General features: G+C 52.0%; 17 protein-coding genes and 8 tRNA genes. All 25 read left to right on the plus strand.

What is annotated here, in order from left to right; translation table 11 throughout:
* The first annotated feature begins 212 nt into the window (after positions 1 to 212).
* A tRNA-Pro gene (locus ACLGL1_RS08290) sits at positions 213 to 286 on the plus strand.
* Between the two features lie 8 nt (positions 287 to 294).
* Positions 295 to 365: transfer RNA gene (locus ACLGL1_RS08295), tRNA-Gly, on the plus strand.
* Between the two features lie 129 nt (positions 366 to 494).
* Positions 495 to 568 (plus strand) — tRNA-Arg (locus ACLGL1_RS08300).
* Positions 569 to 579: 11 nt separating this feature from the next.
* Positions 580 to 652 (plus strand) — tRNA-His (locus tag ACLGL1_RS08305).
* Positions 653 to 658: 6 nt separating this feature from the next.
* A tRNA-Gln gene (locus ACLGL1_RS08310) sits at positions 659 to 730 on the plus strand.
* A 28-nt stretch (positions 731 to 758) separates the two neighbouring features.
* Positions 759 to 831, plus strand: a tRNA-Lys gene (locus tag ACLGL1_RS08315).
* Positions 832 to 1,049: 218 nt separating this feature from the next.
* Positions 1,050 to 2,231: a hypothetical protein gene (locus ACLGL1_RS08320; protein ID WP_411008219.1), complete on the plus strand. Its 1,182-nt coding sequence runs from the start codon at positions 1,050 to 1,052 to the stop codon at positions 2,229 to 2,231.
* Between the two features lie 82 nt (positions 2,232 to 2,313).
* Complete coding sequence (locus ACLGL1_RS08325; protein WP_411008220.1) at positions 2,314 to 2,796, plus strand: COG2426 family protein; 483 nt, start codon at positions 2,314 to 2,316, stop codon at positions 2,794 to 2,796.
* A 57-nt stretch (positions 2,797 to 2,853) separates the two neighbouring features.
* Positions 2,854 to 3,117 (plus strand): hypothetical protein, encoded by a 264-nt coding sequence (locus ACLGL1_RS08330; RefSeq protein ID WP_411008221.1) that lies wholly within the window; start codon positions 2,854 to 2,856, stop codon positions 3,115 to 3,117.
* 182 nt (positions 3,118 to 3,299) lie between these two features.
* Positions 3,300 to 3,381, plus strand: a tRNA-Leu gene (locus ACLGL1_RS08335).
* 3 nt (positions 3,382 to 3,384) lie between these two features.
* A tRNA-Gly gene (locus ACLGL1_RS08340) sits at positions 3,385 to 3,456 on the plus strand.
* 89 nt (positions 3,457 to 3,545) lie between these two features.
* Positions 3,546 to 4,841, plus strand: a complete 1,296-nt coding sequence (gene tig, locus ACLGL1_RS08345; protein WP_411008222.1) for a trigger factor — start codon at positions 3,546 to 3,548, stop codon at positions 4,839 to 4,841.
* A 46-nt stretch (positions 4,842 to 4,887) separates the two neighbouring features.
* Positions 4,888 to 5,475, plus strand: coding sequence for an ATP-dependent Clp endopeptidase proteolytic subunit ClpP (gene clpP / locus ACLGL1_RS08350; protein ID WP_411008223.1), 588 nt, complete (start codon positions 4,888 to 4,890; stop codon positions 5,473 to 5,475).
* 22 nt (positions 5,476 to 5,497) lie between these two features.
* Positions 5,498 to 6,748 carry an ATP-dependent Clp protease ATP-binding subunit ClpX gene (gene clpX, locus ACLGL1_RS08355; protein WP_411008224.1) on the plus strand — a complete coding sequence of 417 codons (1,251 nt, stop codon included), beginning with the start codon at positions 5,498 to 5,500 and terminating at the stop codon, positions 6,746 to 6,748.
* Positions 6,749 to 6,802: 54 nt separating this feature from the next.
* The gene (gene lon / locus ACLGL1_RS08360) at positions 6,803 to 9,166 is read left to right on the plus strand and encodes an endopeptidase La (RefSeq protein ID WP_411008225.1); all 2,364 of its coding nucleotides are present in this window, start codon (positions 6,803 to 6,805) and stop codon (positions 9,164 to 9,166) included.
* Positions 9,167 to 9,174: 8 nt separating this feature from the next.
* Positions 9,175 to 9,786: a ribosome biogenesis GTP-binding protein YihA/YsxC gene (yihA, locus tag ACLGL1_RS08365; RefSeq protein ID WP_411008226.1), complete on the plus strand. Its 612-nt coding sequence runs from the start codon at positions 9,175 to 9,177 to the stop codon at positions 9,784 to 9,786.
* 100 nt (positions 9,787 to 9,886) lie between these two features.
* Entirely contained in the window at positions 9,887 to 11,224 is a 1,338-nt protein-coding gene (gene trkA / locus ACLGL1_RS08370; protein ID WP_411008227.1) for a Trk system potassium transporter TrkA, read from the plus strand.
* 11 nt (positions 11,225 to 11,235) lie between these two features.
* The gene (locus ACLGL1_RS08375; RefSeq protein WP_411008228.1) at positions 11,236 to 12,720 is read left to right on the plus strand and encodes a TrkH family potassium uptake protein; all 1,485 of its coding nucleotides are present in this window, start codon (positions 11,236 to 11,238) and stop codon (positions 12,718 to 12,720) included.
* 59 nt (positions 12,721 to 12,779) lie between these two features.
* Positions 12,780 to 13,256: a crossover junction endodeoxyribonuclease RuvC gene (gene ruvC / locus ACLGL1_RS08380; protein WP_411008229.1), complete on the plus strand. Its 477-nt coding sequence runs from the start codon at positions 12,780 to 12,782 to the stop codon at positions 13,254 to 13,256.
* Positions 13,257 to 13,856 carry a Holliday junction branch migration protein RuvA gene (gene ruvA / locus ACLGL1_RS08385; protein WP_411008230.1) on the plus strand — a complete coding sequence of 200 codons (600 nt, stop codon included), beginning with the start codon at positions 13,257 to 13,259 and terminating at the stop codon, positions 13,854 to 13,856. It begins immediately after the preceding gene.
* Positions 13,853 to 14,884, plus strand: a complete 1,032-nt coding sequence (ruvB, locus tag ACLGL1_RS08390) for a Holliday junction branch migration DNA helicase RuvB (RefSeq protein WP_411008231.1) — start codon at positions 13,853 to 13,855, stop codon at positions 14,882 to 14,884. Before ruvA ends, ruvB begins: the two co-directional genes overlap by 4 nt.
* A gap of 1 nt (position 14,885) precedes the next feature.
* Complete coding sequence (locus ACLGL1_RS08395; RefSeq protein ID WP_411008256.1) at positions 14,886 to 15,080, plus strand: DUF2905 domain-containing protein; 195 nt, start codon at positions 14,886 to 14,888, stop codon at positions 15,078 to 15,080.
* A 12-nt stretch (positions 15,081 to 15,092) separates the two neighbouring features.
* Positions 15,093 to 16,121 (plus strand): tRNA preQ1(34) S-adenosylmethionine ribosyltransferase-isomerase QueA, encoded by a 1,029-nt coding sequence (gene queA / locus ACLGL1_RS08400; RefSeq protein WP_411008232.1) that lies wholly within the window; start codon positions 15,093 to 15,095, stop codon positions 16,119 to 16,121.
* A gap of 8 nt (positions 16,122 to 16,129) precedes the next feature.
* Complete coding sequence (tgt, locus tag ACLGL1_RS08405) at positions 16,130 to 17,239, plus strand: tRNA guanosine(34) transglycosylase Tgt (RefSeq protein ID WP_411008233.1); 1,110 nt, start codon at positions 16,130 to 16,132, stop codon at positions 17,237 to 17,239.
* Positions 17,240 to 17,267: 28 nt separating this feature from the next.
* Entirely contained in the window at positions 17,268 to 17,642 is a 375-nt protein-coding gene (gene yajC, locus ACLGL1_RS08410) for a preprotein translocase subunit YajC (protein ID WP_411008234.1), read from the plus strand.
* The last annotated feature ends 58 nt before the right edge of the window (positions 17,643 to 17,700 follow it).

Raw genomic sequence — 17,700 nt, forward strand, 5'->3', positions numbered from 1 at the left:
ATAATATGAAGTATTTATTCAAATATAAGATACCGTATTTTGGCTGTAAAATAAAGGTCAAACCTCAAATTAGATGGCTTTAAGTGCAAATGCCTTTCGCAAGGCCACCCCGAAGTATTCTTTTTGGCCTGTGAATGGGGCAGGGAAGGGGGGGCCTAGGAATATCTTTTCTTGACGCCCCATAAACAATTTGCTATAATTATCCGTGTTGTCGGGGCGTAGCGCAGTTTGGTAGCGTACGTGGTTTGGGACCATGGGGTCGGGGGTTCGAATCCCTCCGCCCCGATAATTGATGCGGGTGTAGCTCAATGGTAGAGTTCTGGCCTTCCAAGCCAGCTACGTGGGTTCGATTCCCATCACCCGCTATTTTTTTAGAAAATGTAAAAAATGGGCTTGTACTTTACGGGTGTCTATGCTAAAATAGTCTTCGCGACACAGGAAACGGCCGCCTTCGGGATTCTGAAAGCTACGGTGTTCGCTTCCGACCAGCTTTTGCGCCTGTAGCTCAGCTGGATAGAGCATCGGACTTCTAATCCGAGGGTCGGGGGTTCGAATCCCTCCAGGCGCGTGTTTATTTTGGTGGATGTGGCGAAGTGGTTAACGCACCGGATTGTGGCTCCGGCACTCGTGGGTTCGATTCCCATCATCCACCCTTTGTTGGGGTATCGCCAAGCGGTAAGGCACGGGACTTTGACTCCCGCATTCGTAGGTTCGAATCCTGCTACCCCAGTTTGCTTCGGCAAAATTATACTTTATTTGCGCTATTAGCTCAGGTGGTAGAGCATCTGACTTTTAATCAGGGTGTCAAAGGTTCGAGTCCTTTATAGCGCATCTGGAACAAAAAAGACTGCCTGAAGGCAGTCTTTTTTGTTGACCGCCACTTGTCAAGGGGCTTGTTGACCGGATGAGGCGGGCTGCAAACTTTATGAGAAATAGTAAAATCTTACTTGTAGGTCTAGCATAATACAGCTGGTTCAGGTATAGTAAGAGATGGAAGATGACGCTTAATATATGGATATATAACATCATAGATTGACGGAGGCTGACTGATGAAAGGAACCGCTAAAAAAATCATTGGCGCTATGACCATCGCGGGTTTACTGGCATCCCCGCTGGCCGGGATTTCGGCTGAGGCCCAGGATGAGCCCTACTTGGTTTATAAAGATACAGTTATATATAAAATTGTCAAAGACGGTCGGGATATTTTTGTTAACCAAAAGGGCGAAGAAGTCGATGAAAAAGAGGTCGAAGCCCTGGAAAAACGCCTGGCCGAGGAAGAGGCCAAGGCCGCTGAAGAAAAGGAAAAAGAGGCGGCTAAGGAAGGTAAGAAAGCCGCTAAGACAGCAGAGGACAGCAAGGCGGATAAGGCTGGCGAGAAAAAGGACGCTAAAGAGGCGGATAAGAAAACAGATAAAAAGGCCGCTAAGGCTGACGCCTCTAAATCCGATACAACGGCACCTGCAGCCAAGGCTGAGAAGCAGGCCGACCAAGCTGCCAGCGAGCCAGCTGCAGCAGAAGAAAGTGGCCGGCAAGAGGCCGCCAGCCCAGCAGCTGTGGCAGAAGAAGGCCAGGCCGATGCCCCTACAAGCCTTGTCCTGAACCACAAGGAAAAGGAAAATACGGTTGATGAAGTCGCTATTGTGCCCATCCCCACCGATAAGGATGATGCGACTCTCCAGCAGCCCATGGTTACTTCTAATGAAAGCTTTATTGCAGCCAACCCCCTCTATTCCGTAGATGCCTCTACCGGTTACTATAAGGGGTCGGTCATGAGCTGGAAGGACTTTTCTCCATCCAGCGGCCGCCTGCAACTGAAAAAAGAAGCCGAGAAAATGCTGGGCTGGCACTATAGCCAACCCCAACGGATGACCGATGGCTACCGCGACTGCTCCAGCTTTGTGCATACGGCCCTCATGGATGCCGGCTTTCTGCCAAAAGAAAGCTGGGCCTTTACCACCTATACCCTGCCCAACTACACCGAATACCTGGAACAAATCAGCTGGGAAGACATTAAGCCCGGGGATATCATCCTAGGGGATGGCCACGTGGCTTTTTATTGGGGAGAAGATGCCAGCGGCGCCCCGGTAACCTTGGAAAGCTGTGGGACCTTTGGCGTTGTTTACGGCTATATGGAGAGCAATGGTTGGAACTTTGACTACACCTCTGTATGGCGGGTCAAGGGTATTGATCAGGATGTTGCAGGCAGTGACATGGTGGATGCCATTGCTTAACTGTGAATAAAATAGGACGCCGAGTGGTCCACCACTCGGCGCTTTTTATTTTGATGATGAGGGATTTTGTAAGGAGGCGACAATGCCGATTGAATTTGCATCATCTGACCTAGGTCGTTACCTAACCGTCTTTATTACGGCCATGCTGCCTGTGCTGGAATTGCGGGCAGCCATCCCCCTAGGGGCCTCTTTGGGCCTAGCGGCTATCCCGGTGGTGGCCACCAGCATCCTTGGCAATATGGTGCCTGTGCCCTTTATCCTCCTCCTCATGCGGCATATCCTTAATTGGATGAAGGGGATCCCCCGGCTGGCTAAGTTGGCTGACCAACTGGAAGCCCGGGCCCACTTAAAAAGCCAAACCGTCAAAAAATACCGCTGGCTCGGTCTCTGCATCCTGGTGGCCATTCCTTTGCCGGGGACCGGGGCCTGGACAGGTGCCTTGGTCGCGACGATTTTAAATATGCGGCTCAGAGATGCCGTTCCATCTATCTTTTTAGGGGTTTGCATTGCCGCAGCTCTGGTCAGTTTAGCCACGGCAGGGGTCTTTTCCTTTATCGGCCTGTAGGCCCTTGTCGCTATATGATCAGGTAACCCTGTGTGAACATCGCTAAGGAGGTTGGCTATGGATATTCCAAAAACGATTTTGCAAGCGATGGTTTACGCCTTTATCGATGACCTGGCCGAGGAAGACCAACCAGAAGCCGGATCCGGGGAGAAGCTAAAAGACCTCCTTGACCAGATGGCCCTGGAAAGTCAGGCCCAGCAGGACAGGCTAAGGGACCAGCCGGCTGCACCTCCGGCTCCTGCAGAAGATATGCGGCTGGACCGGGACATTTACCTCGACCAAGCCATCAGGGCCTTCGCCGACCAGGATGAAGAATCTTGAAGGGCGAGAAGGGAGGGAGGCCTAAGAAGGGCCCCAAAAGTAGGCTGAAGTAGGGCTGGTCCCGATAAAAAACAGCTAATGGCTTCTATACGAAAAAACAACAAATCCCTTGACACCATTTGCCTCATGTAGTATTATAAAGTCCGTCAATGGCCACAATTTTGGTGTGGCTATTGAAGATTGCGGGTGTGGCGGAATTGGCAGACGCACCAGACTTAGGATCTGGCGTTTCACGACGTGGGGGTTCAAGTCCCTTCACCCGCACATGCGGAAATGGCTCAGTGGTAGAGCATCGCCTTGCCAAGGCGAGGGTCGCGAGTTCGAATCTCGTTTTCCGCTTAATTAACTGCGACCAATGGTTGCAGTTTTTTTTATAACCAACCATGATGTCGCAAGTATGCAGCTGGAACTATTTTAGGAGGAAAGTTATGAATTTAGAAGTTAAAGATCTTGATAAAGTCCGGAAAGAATTGACCATTGAAGTAGACCAAGAGGTCTTTGATAAGGCTGTGCAAGATGCCTATAAAGAGCAAAAGAACAAAATTGCCATCCCTGGTTTCCGCAAGGGTAAAGCACCCAAGGCTTTAATCGAACAACACTATGGCAAAGACTTCTTCTATTATGATGCTGCTGAAAAAGTCGTTTATCCGGCTTACTTAGAAGCTATTAAAGACAACGATGCCATCAAACCTATTGGTGAACCGAGCTTTGATGTTGAACAGCTTGAACTGGATAAACCCTTTATCTTTAAGGTCGTTGTCGATACCAAGCAAGAAGTTGCCTTAGGGGACTATAAGGGCATTGCCTTAGAAAAGCTGGATACTGAAGTCAGCGATGAGATGGTCGAAGCTGAACTAAAACGCGCTCAAGACCGGACCGCCCTCCTGGAAGATGCGCCGGAAGGGGCCAGTGTTGAACAAGGCGACAGCGTTACCCTGGACTTTGAAGGGAAGAAAGACGGCGTAGCCTTTGAAGGCGGCACCGCCGAAAACTATGACCTGGTCATCGGGTCCAACAGCTTTATCCCGGGCTTTGAAGATGGGATGGTAGGCATGAAAGTTGGGGAAACGAAAGACATCCCCCTGACCTTCCCGGAAGAATACCATGCTGAAGACTTAGCCGGCCAGGAAGTGGTCTTTACCGTAACCGTTAAAGACATCAAACGGAAGGTCCTGGCTGACCTGGATGATGAATTCGCGAAAGACGTCAGCGAATTCGACACCTTGGATGAATACAAGGAAGACATCCGCAAAGAACTGACCAAACAAGTGGAAGAGTCCACTCAAAACCAATATAAAAATAAGATCACCGAAAAGGTCGTTGAAGACTCCGACGTCGTTGCCCCCCAATCCTTGGTGGAAAAAGAAACTGACAACTACATCAATGAAATGGCCTACAGCATGCGCAACCAGGGGATTGAGTTAGAACAATACCTGCAATTGACCGGCGGCGATATGGAAGGCTTACGCGGTGAATTCAAAAAACGGGCTGAAGAATCTGTTAAGGCAACCATTGTCCTGGAAGCCATTGCAGAAGCGGAAAATATCACCGTTGATGAAGAAGAAGTCGAAGCAGAATTTGACCGTTTGGCAGACATGTATCAAATGAAAAAAGAAGATATCAAACGGGCCTTTATCATGCAGGGCCAGGGGGACAGCATTTCCCGGAACATGGTTTTAGAAAAAACCATTGATTTCCTTTTAGATAATGCAAAAATCGGGTAATTAGTTGTAGATAGCCTGTTTTGTTTAACAAAGGAGGAAATACAACATGAGTGTTTTAGTACCCTATGTCATCGAACAGACTGGTCAAGGTGAACGGTCTTATGATATCTACTCTCGCCTTTTAAAAGATAGAATTATTTTCCTTGGCGGCGAAGTCAATGATGCTTCCGCCAATGCTATAGTCGCCCAGCTGCTCTTCTTAGAAGCAGATGACCCGGAAAAAGATATCTATCTCTACATTAATAGCCCGGGCGGTTCTGTTACCGCCGGTATGGCTATTTTTGACACCATGCGCTATATTAAGCCGGATGTCCAGACCATCTGCATCGGCATGGCAGCCAGTATGGGGGCCTTTTTACTCGCTGCCGGCAAGAAGGGCAAACGGTTCGCCTTACCCAATAGTGAAATCATGATCCACCAGCCGTCCGGCGGGGCCTCTGGCCAAGCCTCGGACATTAAAATTCATGCTGAGCAAATTTTACGGATTCGCCAAAAGCTCAATGAAAACTTAGCTGAAATGACCGGTCAGCCCTTGGAAAAGGTGGAAGTCGATACAGAACGTGATAACTTTATGAGCGCTGGCAGCGCCTTGGCATACGGATTGATTGATAAGGTCATTGAAAACCACGACTAAACACCTTTAGGGGGATCGTTTTTTGAGTAACAATAATATCGGCCAGGAAGAACTCCATTGTTCTTTTTGTGGCAAACCGCAAGATGCGGTCAAAAAATTAATAGCGGGCCCCGGGGTATTTATCTGTAATGAGTGTGTTGACCTTTGCAATGATATTCTCAGCAATGAACACCAGGAAGACCTGGAAACCCTTGGTTTAATCGAAGCCTTAAAGCCCAGTGAAATCAAGGCCGTTTTAGATGAGTATGTCATTGGCCAAGATGAGGCCAAGAAGGCCTTGTCTGTGGCGGTCTACAACCATTACAAGCGCATTAATCATGAGTTGGACCCTGAAGGCGATGTAGAACTCCAAAAAACCAACATTTGCTTGATTGGGCCAACCGGGAGCGGGAAGACTCTGCTGGCTCAAACCTTGGCCCGGATTTTAAAGGTGCCCTTTGCCATCGCAGATGCTACCTCTTTGACGGAGGCCGGCTATGTTGGGGAAGATGTGGAGAATGTCCTGCTTAAAATTCTCCAGGCCGCTGATTTTGACTTGGAAGCGGCTGGTCGCGGGATTATTTACATCGATGAAATTGATAAAATCGCCCGGAAAGGGGAAAATGTCTCCATCACCAGAGATGTCTCCGGCGAAGGGGTGCAACAGGCACTCTTGAAGATTATCGAAGGAACGGTAGCCAACATCCCACCCCAGGGTGGCCGGAAGCACCCCCACCAGGAGTTCATCCAGTTGGATACCAGCAACATCCTCTTTATCTTAGGGGGCGCCTTTGACGGCCTCGATAAAATCATTGAACGGCGGGTTGGCCATAAGGCCTTGGGCTTTAATACCGACAAGTCGGAAGAAGACCGCACCGTGCATAAGGACCATATTCTGCACCAGGTCCAACCGGAAGATATGCTGAAATACGGGCTTATTCCCGAATTTATCGGGAGAGTGCCCTACCTGGTATCCTTGGATAATTTAGACAAGGAAGCGCTCAAGCAGATCCTGACTGAGCCTAAAAATGCTTTGATCAAGCAATATAAAAAGCTCCTGGCTTTAGATGATGTGGAGCTGGAATTTACTGATGATGCCCTGGATGCTATTGCAGAAGATGCCCTAGCACGCAAAACAGGTGCACGTGGCTTACGGGCTATCCTGGAAACGGTCATGATGGATGTCATGTACGAGGTCCCCAGCCGGGAAGATGTCGAGCGCATCGTGATCGATGCCGACGTCATCCGGGGGAAAAAGGATACCCAAGTCATTTTAACTTCAGCCAAGAACTGATCTCATGCCTTGCAAGCGACTCCTTGCAAGGCATTTTTTAAAGGAAGTGATACCTTGAACAAGTCACCGAACGAATACCATGACGCTTCTCGCCCCAAGGATCCGGTCCGGATTTCCGGTGCCCTTCCGCTGAGACAGGTGGTCTTATTTCCGGGCTCAGACATGACCTTGGACATTGGGCGGATGATGTCCAAAAAGGTCATTCAAGAGGCAGGGGTTGGGGGCCAGGTGGTTCTTTTGACCCAGCGGGAGTTGGAAACAGAGAAACCGACCTATGATGACCTCTATCCGGTGGGAACCCTGGCAGAAATCAAAGAAATCGTACCAGCCGGGGCTATTTCCGGTATGCGGATTGTGGTTAAAGTCATCGAGCGGGTTGAACTGGTCCAATTAAACCAGGAGGACCCTCACCTGGAGGCCCTCTGGAAGCCCTTCTATACAGAGCTGCCTGACAATGCCCTGGCGGATAATACCCTTGAGGCCTATGCCCGTCGGCTCAATGAAGAAGTTCTCAAATTCACCCAGTTATCCGGAGCCGTGAATCAGGACCAGCTCAACCACTATGGCGACTTAGTCGGCTATGAAGCCCAGGTAGACTACCTGGCCTCGATACTTTTTTCCGACTTGGAAGACCGGTATGCCATTTTAGCTGAGCCCAAGTTGGAAACCCGCTTGGCCATTATCGTCCGCCACCTGGTCAAGGAAAATGAACTTATTGCCCTGGAAGCGGACATCAATAACAAGCTCAAAAAAGCCCTGGATAAGTCTCAAAAGGACTACTATTTACGAGAAAAGATTAAGGTCATCAATGAAGAACTGGGCGAAAGCGCCGATAAGGAAGCGGATATCACTGCCTACCGGTCGGCCATTGCGGACCTCAAGGCCGGTGAGGACATCAAGACCAAGCTCAACCGGGAATTAGACCGCTTGGCCCGCCTGTCTACCATGACCCCCGACTATGGTAACCTGGTCAACTACCTGGAATTCGTTCTAGACCTGCCCTGGGGAACCTATAGCGAGGAAAACCATGACATCCGGCAGGCTGAAGCGGTATTGGATGAAGATCACTATGGCCTGGAAAAGGTCAAGGACCGGATTTTAGAATTCCTGGCTGTTCGGATCCTGCATGGCGAAAGCAAGGGGTCCATCATCTGCCTGGTGGGGCCACCCGGGGTTGGGAAGACCTCCCTGGCCAAGTCTATTGCCCGGGCCACCGGCCGAGAATACGTCCGCCTGGCCCTCGGTGGGGTCCAGGACGAGGCTGAAATCCGCGGTCACCGGCGGACCTATGTCGGTGCCCTGCCCGGTCGCCTCATGGCCGGGATGCAGGATGCCGGTTCAGCTAACCCGGTCTTCCTGTTAGATGAAATCGATAAGCTGAACAGGGACTTCCGGGGGGACCCGGCTTCGGCCTTGTTGGAAGCCTTAGACCCGGCCCAGAACAATACCTTTAAGGACCATTACCTGGACCTACCCTTTGACCTGTCCCGAGTCCTCTTTATTACCACTGCCAATACCACCCAAACCATCCCCGGCCCCCTGCGGGACCGGATGGAAATCATTGAGATGCCCAGCTACACTGAAGAAGAGAAAATGGAAATCGGCAAGCGCTACTTAGTTAAGCGGCAGATTACCGACCAGGGCTTAAATAAGGACCAGGTCAGCTTTTCTGATGGTGCCCTGCTCCGGATGATCCGGGAATACACCGCAGAAGCCGGTGTCCGGGAGCTGGAGCGCAAGATTGGGAGCGTCTGCCGGAAGGTGGCCCGTCAGGTGGTTAGTGGAGAAGTAGAAGGGATTGTCCGGATCCAAAAGCGGAACCTGGAAACCTATCTCGGCAAGCCCCTGGTTAAGCACTTGATTACCGACGAAAAGGACGATGTAGGTGTGGCTGTTGGGATGGCTTGGACCAGCCTGGGCGGGGAAATCCTGCAAATTGAATGCCAGACCATGCCCGGCAAGGGGCATGTGAAATTCACCGGCCGGATGGGCGAGACCATGCAGGAAAGCGCCTACCTGGCCCTGGCAGTGGTCCGGAGCCTCCAGGAAAAAATGGACCTGCCGACCAACTTCCATGTGGATAGGGACCTCCACCTCCATATTCCCCAAGGGGCGGTGCCTAAGGATGGCCCATCTGCAGGGGTAACCATGACCACGGCCATGGTTTCCGCCTTGAGTGGCCGGAAGACCAGGAAAGATGTGGCCATGACCGGGGAAATCACCCTCCGGGGCAAGGTCTTGGCTGTTGGCGGCATCCGGGACAAGGTCATTGCTGCCCACCGGAGCGGCTGCCGGACCATTTGCCTGCCCAAGGACAATAAGGACGATATCGACGATATCCCGGCATCCGTCCGGAAGGACCTGGCCTTCCACTTGTGCGAAACCATTGACGATGTCTTTCGGCAAGCCCTCGTTTAGGAGGAAGTATGCAGATTAAAGAAGCCAGCTTTTTACGCGGCGCTGTAGGCCCAAGCCAGTACCCGGATGACGGCTTTCCGGAAATTGCCCTAGTGGGCAGGTCCAATGTTGGGAAGTCTTCCCTCATTAACCGGCTCATTAAGCGAAAAAACCTGGCCCGGACCAGTGCCCAGCCGGGGAAGACCCAGCAGTTGAACTACTATGCCATCCAGTCTGACCTTGCCCCCTTCTACCTGGTGGACTGTCCGGGCTATGGCTATGCAAGAGTGAGCCGGACGGAGAAGGAAAAGTGGCAGGCCTTTATCGAAAAGTACCTGGCCAACCGGGTCCCCCTGGTCCTGGTTCTCCAGGTGGTAGACCTCCGCCACGAACCCTCTAAGGATGACGTCGCCATGTTTAACTGGCTGATAGACCAGGACCTGCCGGTGGCTGTCGTGGCCACCAAGGCAGACAAGGTTCCGAAGGGAAAATGGCAGGCCCATACCAGCAAAATTATGCGGGCCCTGGGCAGTCCCAAAAAGCCCCTGATTTTTTCAGCCGCATCAGGCATTGGCCTAGACCAGCTGAATGCCTTAATTGAAGAACTGGTAGAGCCGGAAAATGTAGAAGACCTAGAATAAGCAGATAGAGCCCCCTGTGCCAGTCGTATTGGCGGGGGCTCTTTTCTCTTGAATTTCTTGTGATCAATGATACACTGTTAAAAGATAGGAGGTGCAAACCATGCAAGCAATCATCATCGGTGCCGGGAAGGTTGGCTTCAGTTTGGCTGAAATGCTTTCTGACCAGGAGCATGATGTTATTGTTGTTGAACAAGACCCGGACCGGGCTGAGACCGTTAATGATAACTTGGATGTCCAAGTCCTGGTTGGCAATGGTGCCAGCCCCCGCTTTCAGCAAAACCTAAATTTAAAGGAAGCCAACCTGCTGGTTGCCGTGACCGACAGCGATGAGGTCAATATGTTGGCTTGTATGTTTGCCAAGCAGCGTGGGGCAGACTGTACAGTGGCCCGGGTGCGAAATGTTGAATACGCCCAGGATGCCCTATTGAAGGCCAATAAATCCCTGGGCATCGACTTTTTCATCAACCCGGAGCAGGTTACGGCCAATGCCATTACCAACTATATTCAGGTGCCGGAGGCCTTGAACGTCAACTTTTTTGATGCCAGGCAGGTCATGCTCTTAGAAATTGAAGTGCCTGAGAAGGCAGCTATTGTCAATGTGATGCTCAAAAATCTCACTGGGGCCAACCGCTTTTTAATTACCTCCATCCTTCGCGATGGAGACCTGATTATCCCCAATGGGGATGATATTATTTTAGCTGGCGACCGGCTCACCCTGATTTCCCGGACAGAGGATATGGAAGCGGTAGAAAAATCTATAGGGATTAACCGGCGGCCGGCTGAACAGGTTATGATCCTCGGTGGGGGTCGGACCGGCTATTACCTGGCCAAAAACCTGGAGCCGACCAATATTCGCGTCACCATTATTGAAAAGAATTATGCCCGCTGTGAACGCCTGTCCGCCCTCCTGGACACGACTATTATCCTCCATGGAGATGCCAGTGACATTGACCTCTTGCAGGAAGAGGGCATAGACGAAGTGGACATCCTCGTCAGTACGACAGAAGACGACAAGCTGAATGTGTTGACCTGCCTGATGGGGTCCCGGTTGGGGGCCAAGAAAACCATCGCCCAGATTAGGCGGAGCGACTACCTGCCCCTTATCCAATCGGTTGGGATAGATGTATCGGTCAGCCCCAGGCTGCTCACCAGTGAGGCCATTATGCGGTTCATTCAAAAGGGGACCCTGATTTCCATGGCGGAAGTCAATACCGGCTTTGCCCAAATCATCGAGTTGATTATTGACCGCGAAAGCCACCCCCTGGCCAACCAGGCGATTAAAGATATCAAATTTCCCAAGGGGGTCATTGTGGTTTCTATTTTGCGGGATGGCCAGGTCATTATTCCCACAGGTAATGATGTACTTTTGTTTGAGGATAATTTAAATATATTTGTAGCAAAAACATCCATGAAAAAGTTGAAACGCTTGTTTAGATAATAGAGGAAGAGATGAACTATAAGATTGTCTTAGCAGCATTGGGGCGGATCCTCCTTTTAATTGGGGGCACTATGCTCGTTCCACTCATCATATCTTATAAAGAGATTGAGATGGATACAGCAGCCTTTACCATTAGTGCTATGATCACCTTGATTTCCGGGGCAACCCTGTACTTGGCCTTTAGGCAGGCGCGGGGGAACCTAGGCATTAAAGAAGGCCTTTGGCTGGTAACCATCACCTGGTTTGCCGCCTCTTTTTTTGGGGCTCTGCCCTTTGCCTTGAGCGGCTACTATCCGGAACTCGGGGATGCCCTCTTAGAGGCCGCCTCCGGCTTTACAGCTACAGGCATCAACGTTTTACCAAGTGTGGAAGTCCTACCCGAAAGCATGCTTTTGTGGCGGTCCATGACCCAATGGCTGGGTGGGATGGGGATTGTCGTCCTTTTTGTAGCCATTCTTTCCAGTTTGGGCGTCAGTGGTATGCAGCTTTTTAAGGCTGAGTTTGGCCAAATGAAGGAAAAAATAAGCCCGCGGATATCGGATAATGCCAAACGCCTTTGGTATGCCTATGTCAGCCTGACTCTCCTGAATGCCCTGGCCCTGAAAATATGTGGTCTGGGCTGGTTTGATGCCATCAACCATGCCATGACCACCATTGCCACCGGCGGCTACTCGACCATGGATGCCAGCTTTGGCGGCCTCCAGAACCCGGCGGCAGAATGGGTGACCATTGTCTTTATGTTTATTGGCGGGATGAACTTTATCCTGATTTACCGGATTTTTGCCAAGCGGTCTATTAAGCTGGCCTTTAAAAGCTTGGAATTTCGCCTGTATGTAAGCATTATTGCCATCGCCACCCTTTTATCCTTCGTCTACCTGGCCCTTTACCATGTTAATGGTGCCGGTACGGCCTTTCGCTATGCCCTCTTCTCGGTGGTATCGGTTATCACTACAACCGGCTACACCAACGATAACTTTTTACACTGGCCTTTTTTCACCCAGTACATCCTCCTAATCCTGATGGTCATCGGCGGCTGTAGCGGGTCGACCAGTGGGGGGATGAAGGTTGAGCGGATCCTTATCATGTTGAAGCAGACCCAGAATGAACTCCAGCGGATCATCCACCCCCGGGTGGTTACCAGCATCAAGGTCGGGGATACGGCCCTGCCCACCCGGGTGGCCACCAATGCCGGGATTTTCTTCTTCCTCTATGTGTCCTTCCTCCTGGTGGGGACCATGATTAACAGCTTCTTTGACGTATCCCACATGGAGGCCCTGTCTATGTCGGCCACCTGTATTGGGAATGGGGGCGCTTTCTTTTCTGAACCAGGGGGCTATACCTGTTTTTCTGACCTGGCCAGCCCCCTCAAGTATTACGACGCCGTCCTGATGATCATCGGGCGGTTGGAAATCTACACCTTCCTGGTCACCATCCTCCCCATTAGCCATAAGCATGGGGAGCGGATTGACAAGGTAACCAAGCGGGCGGATATTTGAGCAGCCTGTATGAATATGCTAAAATAGATAGGATGATGTATTTTTAGAACGGAGGCGCCATGATTATTTTGGGACTTGACCCAGGAACGGCCACGACCGGATATGGCGTTATCCGCTATATCCGGGGAAGGGTCAGCGGGGTTTGTTACGGCACCATCACCACGCCGGCTGAGGATGCGATGAGCCGGCGGTTATTGACCATCTATAATGAAATTGACGAAGTGATTAACCGCTTTAAGCCTGACGAAATCGCCATCGAAAAGCTTTTCTTTGGCCGGAATACGACCACTGCCATTACGGTTGGCCAGGCTAGGGGTATCCTTCTTTTACAGGCCGAAAGGCACCAAATCCCCATTGGCGAATATACACCCATGCAGGTGAAAAGAGCGGTGGTTGGCTATGGAATGGCAGAAAAAAAGCAGGTCCAGCGGATGGTCAAGGAAGTCCTGCGTTTGGACCACATGCCCAAGCCGGATGACGCCGCCGATGCTCTGGGGATTGCTATCTGTCATGCGCATATGAGGGGAGGGCTTTAAATGATTGGCTACCTAACAGGGAAGGTCTTTGCCCTAGACGCAAAAAGTTTAATCCTTATGGTTGGCGGCGTTGGCTATGAGCTCCAGTTTGGTTGCGATCCTCGAGTCCGCTTCCAGGTGGGCGAGGCCCTATCCGTCTACACCTATACCAATGTGCGGGAGGATGCCATCGAGCTCTACGCCTTTGAAACCGGCAGGGAGAGGGATGTCTTCCACCGGCTGCGGTCCGTTACAGGGATTGGAGCCAAAAGTGCAGTTGCCATGGTGGCGGCTGCAGGGGCAGACGATATTATCCGGGCCATCCTGGCTAAGGATGAGAAGGCCCTCTTGAAGCTCCCCGGCTGCGGCAAGAAGACAGCCGGGCGGATCCTTTTAGAATTGGAGGGGGCCTTTGATTCGGCAGACCTGCCTGAAGAATGGGTGGCCGACCAAGTGGCGGCCCCTTCATCGGCCCTGGACCTGGTGACAGATGCCCTTCTCGGCCTCGGTTACCAGATGGTCGAAATAGAGGCAGTCCGCCCCCTCTTATCCAAAGAAGAAGGGAACGAATCGGCCCTTTTAAAAGAAGCCTTAACCTTACTCGGTAAGCATAGGAGTTGACAGGCGTGCGCGATGAACGAATCATATCCCCCCAGGAGCTGCCCGATGACCTAGACCATATATCCATCCGGCCCAAGACCTTTGGGGACTACATCGGTCAAGACCGGGTCAAAGCGAATATGAATATCTATGTCCAGGCTGCCAAAGACCGGGGAGAGGCCCTGGACCACGTCCTCTTTTATGGCCCCCCGGGCCTCGGTAAGACCACTCTGGCCCAAATCATTGCCAATGAAATGCATGTCCAGCTCCGGGTGACTTCCGGTCCGGCCATTGAGCGGCCCGGAGACCTGGCAGCCATCCTAACCAACCTGGAGCCCATGGATATCCTCTTTATTGATGAAATCCATCGGATTAACCGGAGCGTTGAGGAAGTCCTCTACCCGGCCATGGAAGACTATGCCCTGGATATTATCATGGGCAAGGGACCGGCGGCCCGGACCCTACGGGTTGACCTGGCCCCCTTTACCTTAATTGGGGCCACCACCCGGGCGGGCCTTTTAGCGGCACCCTTAAGGGACCGGTTTGGGGTTATTGAGCGGCTGGATTTTTACAGCCACCGGGATTTAGAAGAGATTATCAAGCGGAGTGCCGCCCTCTTACAAGTGCCCATTACAAAAGCCGGGGCCGGCGAGCTGGCCCGGCGAGCCCGGGGAACCCCCCGGATTGCCAACCGCTTGCTGCGGCGGGTCCGGGACTTTGCTCAGGTCCAGGCGGATGGGGTGATCACCGAGGACCTGGCCAAGGCGACCCTGGATACCCTGCAAATTGACCGGCTGGGCCTGGACCAGGTCGACCGCTTATTCCTGGAAACGATTATCCTCAAGTATGGCGGTGGACCGGTTGGCCTGGATACCCTGGCGGCGACCTTAAATGAGGATAGCGGGACCCTGGAGGATATGTGTGAGCCCTTCCTCCTGCAACAGGGCTTTATTAACCGGACCCCGCGGGGCCGGATGGCCACCCCGCTGGCCTATAAGCATCTGGGTCTGGCTATGCCTCCAACGGAAAAGGGGCCGGCAGATGGGTAAGATGCTCGTCGGCCTGGGACTGGTTCTTGTTTGCCTCGGTGGCCTGATATGGTTTTTCGAGGCAGGCGGACGGGGGATTCCCCGTTTACCTGGGGACCTGGTCATTGAAGGTGACCATGGGACCTTTTTCTTTCCAATTGTTTCTTGCCTTGTCATTAGTGTGGTCGTGAGCCTGCTAATGCGCTTATTAAGATAGGTGGCAGTGATTGTGTTAAAAACGTCAGACTTTGACTATGATCTACCTGAAGAATTAATTGCCCAGCACCCCTTAGACCAGCGGAGTGCATCGAGATTGATGGTTCTGGATAAGGATACGGGGAAGGTGACCCACCATCATTTCTATGATATACTAGACGAGTTAAGCGCTGGTGATGTCCTGGTTTTAAACACCACCAAGGTCATCCCGGCCCGGCTCATCGGGCAAAAAGTAGGGGGGACGGCAGCGGTAGAAGTCCTCCTCCTAAAGCGGTCTACCGCCCGGCCGGACTGCTGGGAATGCCTGGTCCGGCCGGGCAAACGGCTAAAACCCGGGGCCCGGATTAGCTTTGGCGATGGCCGCCTAGAGGCGGAAATCGTCGGCATGACCGATGCCGGGCGGCTTGTGGTCTTCCACTATGAGGGGATTTTTGAAGAAGTCCTGGCGGAATTGGGCACCATGCCCCTGCCACCTTATATCCATGAAAAGCTGGAAGAACCCAACCGCTACCAGACGGTTTATGCCCGGCAGAGCGGGTCAGCGGCCGCCCCAACGGCAGGCCTCCATATGACCGGCGACCTTTTAGCGGCGATTAAAGCCAAGGGTGTAGACATCTGCGAGGTCCTTTTGCACGTTGGCCTGGGCACCTTTCAACCGGTTAAGGAAGAGGATGCCATGGCCCACCAAATGCATAGTGAGTTTTATGAAGTGACCGACGAGGCAGCTGACCAACTCAACCGGGCCAAAAGTGAGGGCCGGCGGATCATTTGCCTGGGAACGACCAGTGTCCGTACCGTTGAAAGTGCTGTAGAAGCGGGAAAAGTGAAGGCAGGGCAGGGGTGGACGAATATTTTTATTTATCCTGGGTATACCTTTCAAGTAACCGATGCCCTGATCACCAACTTTCACCTGCCCAAGTCCACCCTCCTGATGTTGGTTTCTGCCCTAGCCGGCAGGGAGACCATCTTAAAGGCCTACGAAGAAGCGGTGGCTGAGCGATACCGGTTTTTCTCTTTTGGCGATGCGATGTTTATTCGATAGGAGGACCCATGGCATTTGAATTTGAACGGTTACAGGATGCCTCGGATTCCAAGGCGCGGTTAGGCCGGCTGCATACCCCCCATGGGGTGATTCAAACCCCAACCTTTATGCCGGTAGGAACCCAGGCGACGGTCAAGACCCTGTCCCCTGAGGAAGTCAAGGCAGCCAAGAGTCAAATCATCCTGGCCAATACCTACCACTTATACCTCCGGCCCGGCCACGAGCTGGTAAAAAAAGCCGGGGGCCTGCACCAGTTTATGAATTGGCAGGGGCCCATCCTGACCGATAGTGGTGGGTTCCAGGTCTTTAGCCTGGGGGCCCTCCGTAAGATTACGGAAGAAGGAGTTCTTTTCCGGTCTCACCTGGACGGATCCAAGCACCTCTTTACACCGGAATCGGTCATGGCCATTGAAAATGCCCTGGGGGCAGATATTATCATGGCCTTTGATGAGTGTACCCCAGCCGATGCCGATGAAGCTTATGCCCGCCAGTCCATGGAGAGGACCCACCGTTGGTTAAAGCGGTGCCTAGCTGCCCATCAAAATGAGGCCCAAGCCTTATTTGGCATTGTCCAGGGAGGGATGTTCCCTGACCTCCGCCTGGAAAGTATCCGTCGGACCCTGGAAGTGGACCTGCCGGGCTATGCCATTGGTGGCCTCTCAGTTGGCGAGCCGAATGAAGTCATGTACGACATGCTCGATCGCACAGCAGATGAACTTCCGAAAGACAAGCCCCGCTACTTGATGGGGGTTGGCAACCCGGATAACCTGGTAGAAGGGGTCGGCTACGGGATCGACATGTTTGACTGCGTCCAAGCCACCCGGATTGCCCGCCATGGGGCCTTCTGGACCCCCTTTGGTCGAGAAAATATCCGGAATGCGAAAAATGAAGACGACTTTAGCCCCTTACAGGAAGGCTGCCCGTGCTACGCCTGCCAGCACTACTCCCGGGCCTATATTCGTCACCTCGTCCAGGCAAAAGAAGTCTTTGGTATCCGGCTCCTGTCTGTACATAATATTTATTATCTCAATCAACTGATGGAGGATCTAAGAGAGGCCCTACGAGAGGACCGCTACCAGGCTTTTCGGGCGCGCTTCTTTGATCAATATAGTGTTTAATGATGGAATAAAGGTTTAGGAGGAGACTATGTCTATTTTTGCAACAAACGCTGCCGGGGGCAGCATCACCCTGATTTGGCTGGTCGCTATGTTTGGGCTCTTGTACTTTTTCGTCATGCGGCCGCAAAAGAAACAGATGAAACTGCGAAATGATATGCTGGCTAATTTAACCGTTGGTGACCATGTTGTCACCGCTGGTGGGATCACCGGCTACATTCGTGCCCTGACCGATGAATATGCCTATGTTGAAATTGCTGAAGGGTTGACCGTTGAATTAACCCGTCAAGCCATTAGCACCGTCTTAGAAAAAAATGAGGCAGATACCCTTGTTGTTGATGCAGAAGAGTTTGAAGCCTTCGAAGACAACAAGCCTGATGATGCCGAGGTAGATGAAGAAAAATAATCAAATGAGTCTGTCTACCACAAAAGACGCCAAACCTGAGGTTTAGCGTCTTTTTAGC

The organism is Peptococcus simiae, assembly GCF_046569735.1.
GTDB classification, from domain to species: domain Bacteria; phylum Bacillota; class Peptococcia; order Peptococcales; family Peptococcaceae; genus Peptococcus; species Peptococcus simiae_A.

What these genes read in the sequence shown, in the direction of transcription:
- ACLGL1_RS08320 (WP_411008219.1), top strand. Translation starts at nt 1,050, where the DNA reads ATGAAAGGAACCGCTAAAAAAATCATTGGCGCTATGACCATCGCGGGT.
- ACLGL1_RS08325 (WP_411008220.1), top strand. Translation starts at nt 2,314, where the DNA reads ATGCCGATTGAATTTGCATCATCTGACCTAGGTCGTTACCTAACCGTC.
- ACLGL1_RS08330 (WP_411008221.1), top strand. Translation starts at nt 2,854, where the DNA reads ATGGATATTCCAAAAACGATTTTGCAAGCGATGGTTTACGCCTTTATC.
- tig (WP_411008222.1), top strand. Translation starts at nt 3,546, where the DNA reads ATGAATTTAGAAGTTAAAGATCTTGATAAAGTCCGGAAAGAATTGACC.
- clpP (WP_411008223.1), top strand. Translation starts at nt 4,888, where the DNA reads ATGAGTGTTTTAGTACCCTATGTCATCGAACAGACTGGTCAAGGTGAA.
- yihA (WP_411008226.1), top strand. Translation starts at nt 9,175, where the DNA reads ATGCAGATTAAAGAAGCCAGCTTTTTACGCGGCGCTGTAGGCCCAAGC.
- trkA (WP_411008227.1), top strand. Translation starts at nt 9,887, where the DNA reads ATGCAAGCAATCATCATCGGTGCCGGGAAGGTTGGCTTCAGTTTGGCT.
- ACLGL1_RS08375 (WP_411008228.1), top strand. Translation starts at nt 11,236, where the DNA reads ATGAACTATAAGATTGTCTTAGCAGCATTGGGGCGGATCCTCCTTTTA.
- ruvC (WP_411008229.1), top strand. Translation starts at nt 12,780, where the DNA reads ATGATTATTTTGGGACTTGACCCAGGAACGGCCACGACCGGATATGGC.
- ruvA (WP_411008230.1), top strand. Translation starts at nt 13,257, where the DNA reads ATGATTGGCTACCTAACAGGGAAGGTCTTTGCCCTAGACGCAAAAAGT.
- ACLGL1_RS08395 (WP_411008256.1), top strand. Translation starts at nt 14,886, where the DNA reads ATGCTCGTCGGCCTGGGACTGGTTCTTGTTTGCCTCGGTGGCCTGATA.
- tgt (WP_411008233.1), top strand. Translation starts at nt 16,130, where the DNA reads ATGGCATTTGAATTTGAACGGTTACAGGATGCCTCGGATTCCAAGGCG.
- yajC (WP_411008234.1), top strand. Translation starts at nt 17,268, where the DNA reads ATGTCTATTTTTGCAACAAACGCTGCCGGGGGCAGCATCACCCTGATT.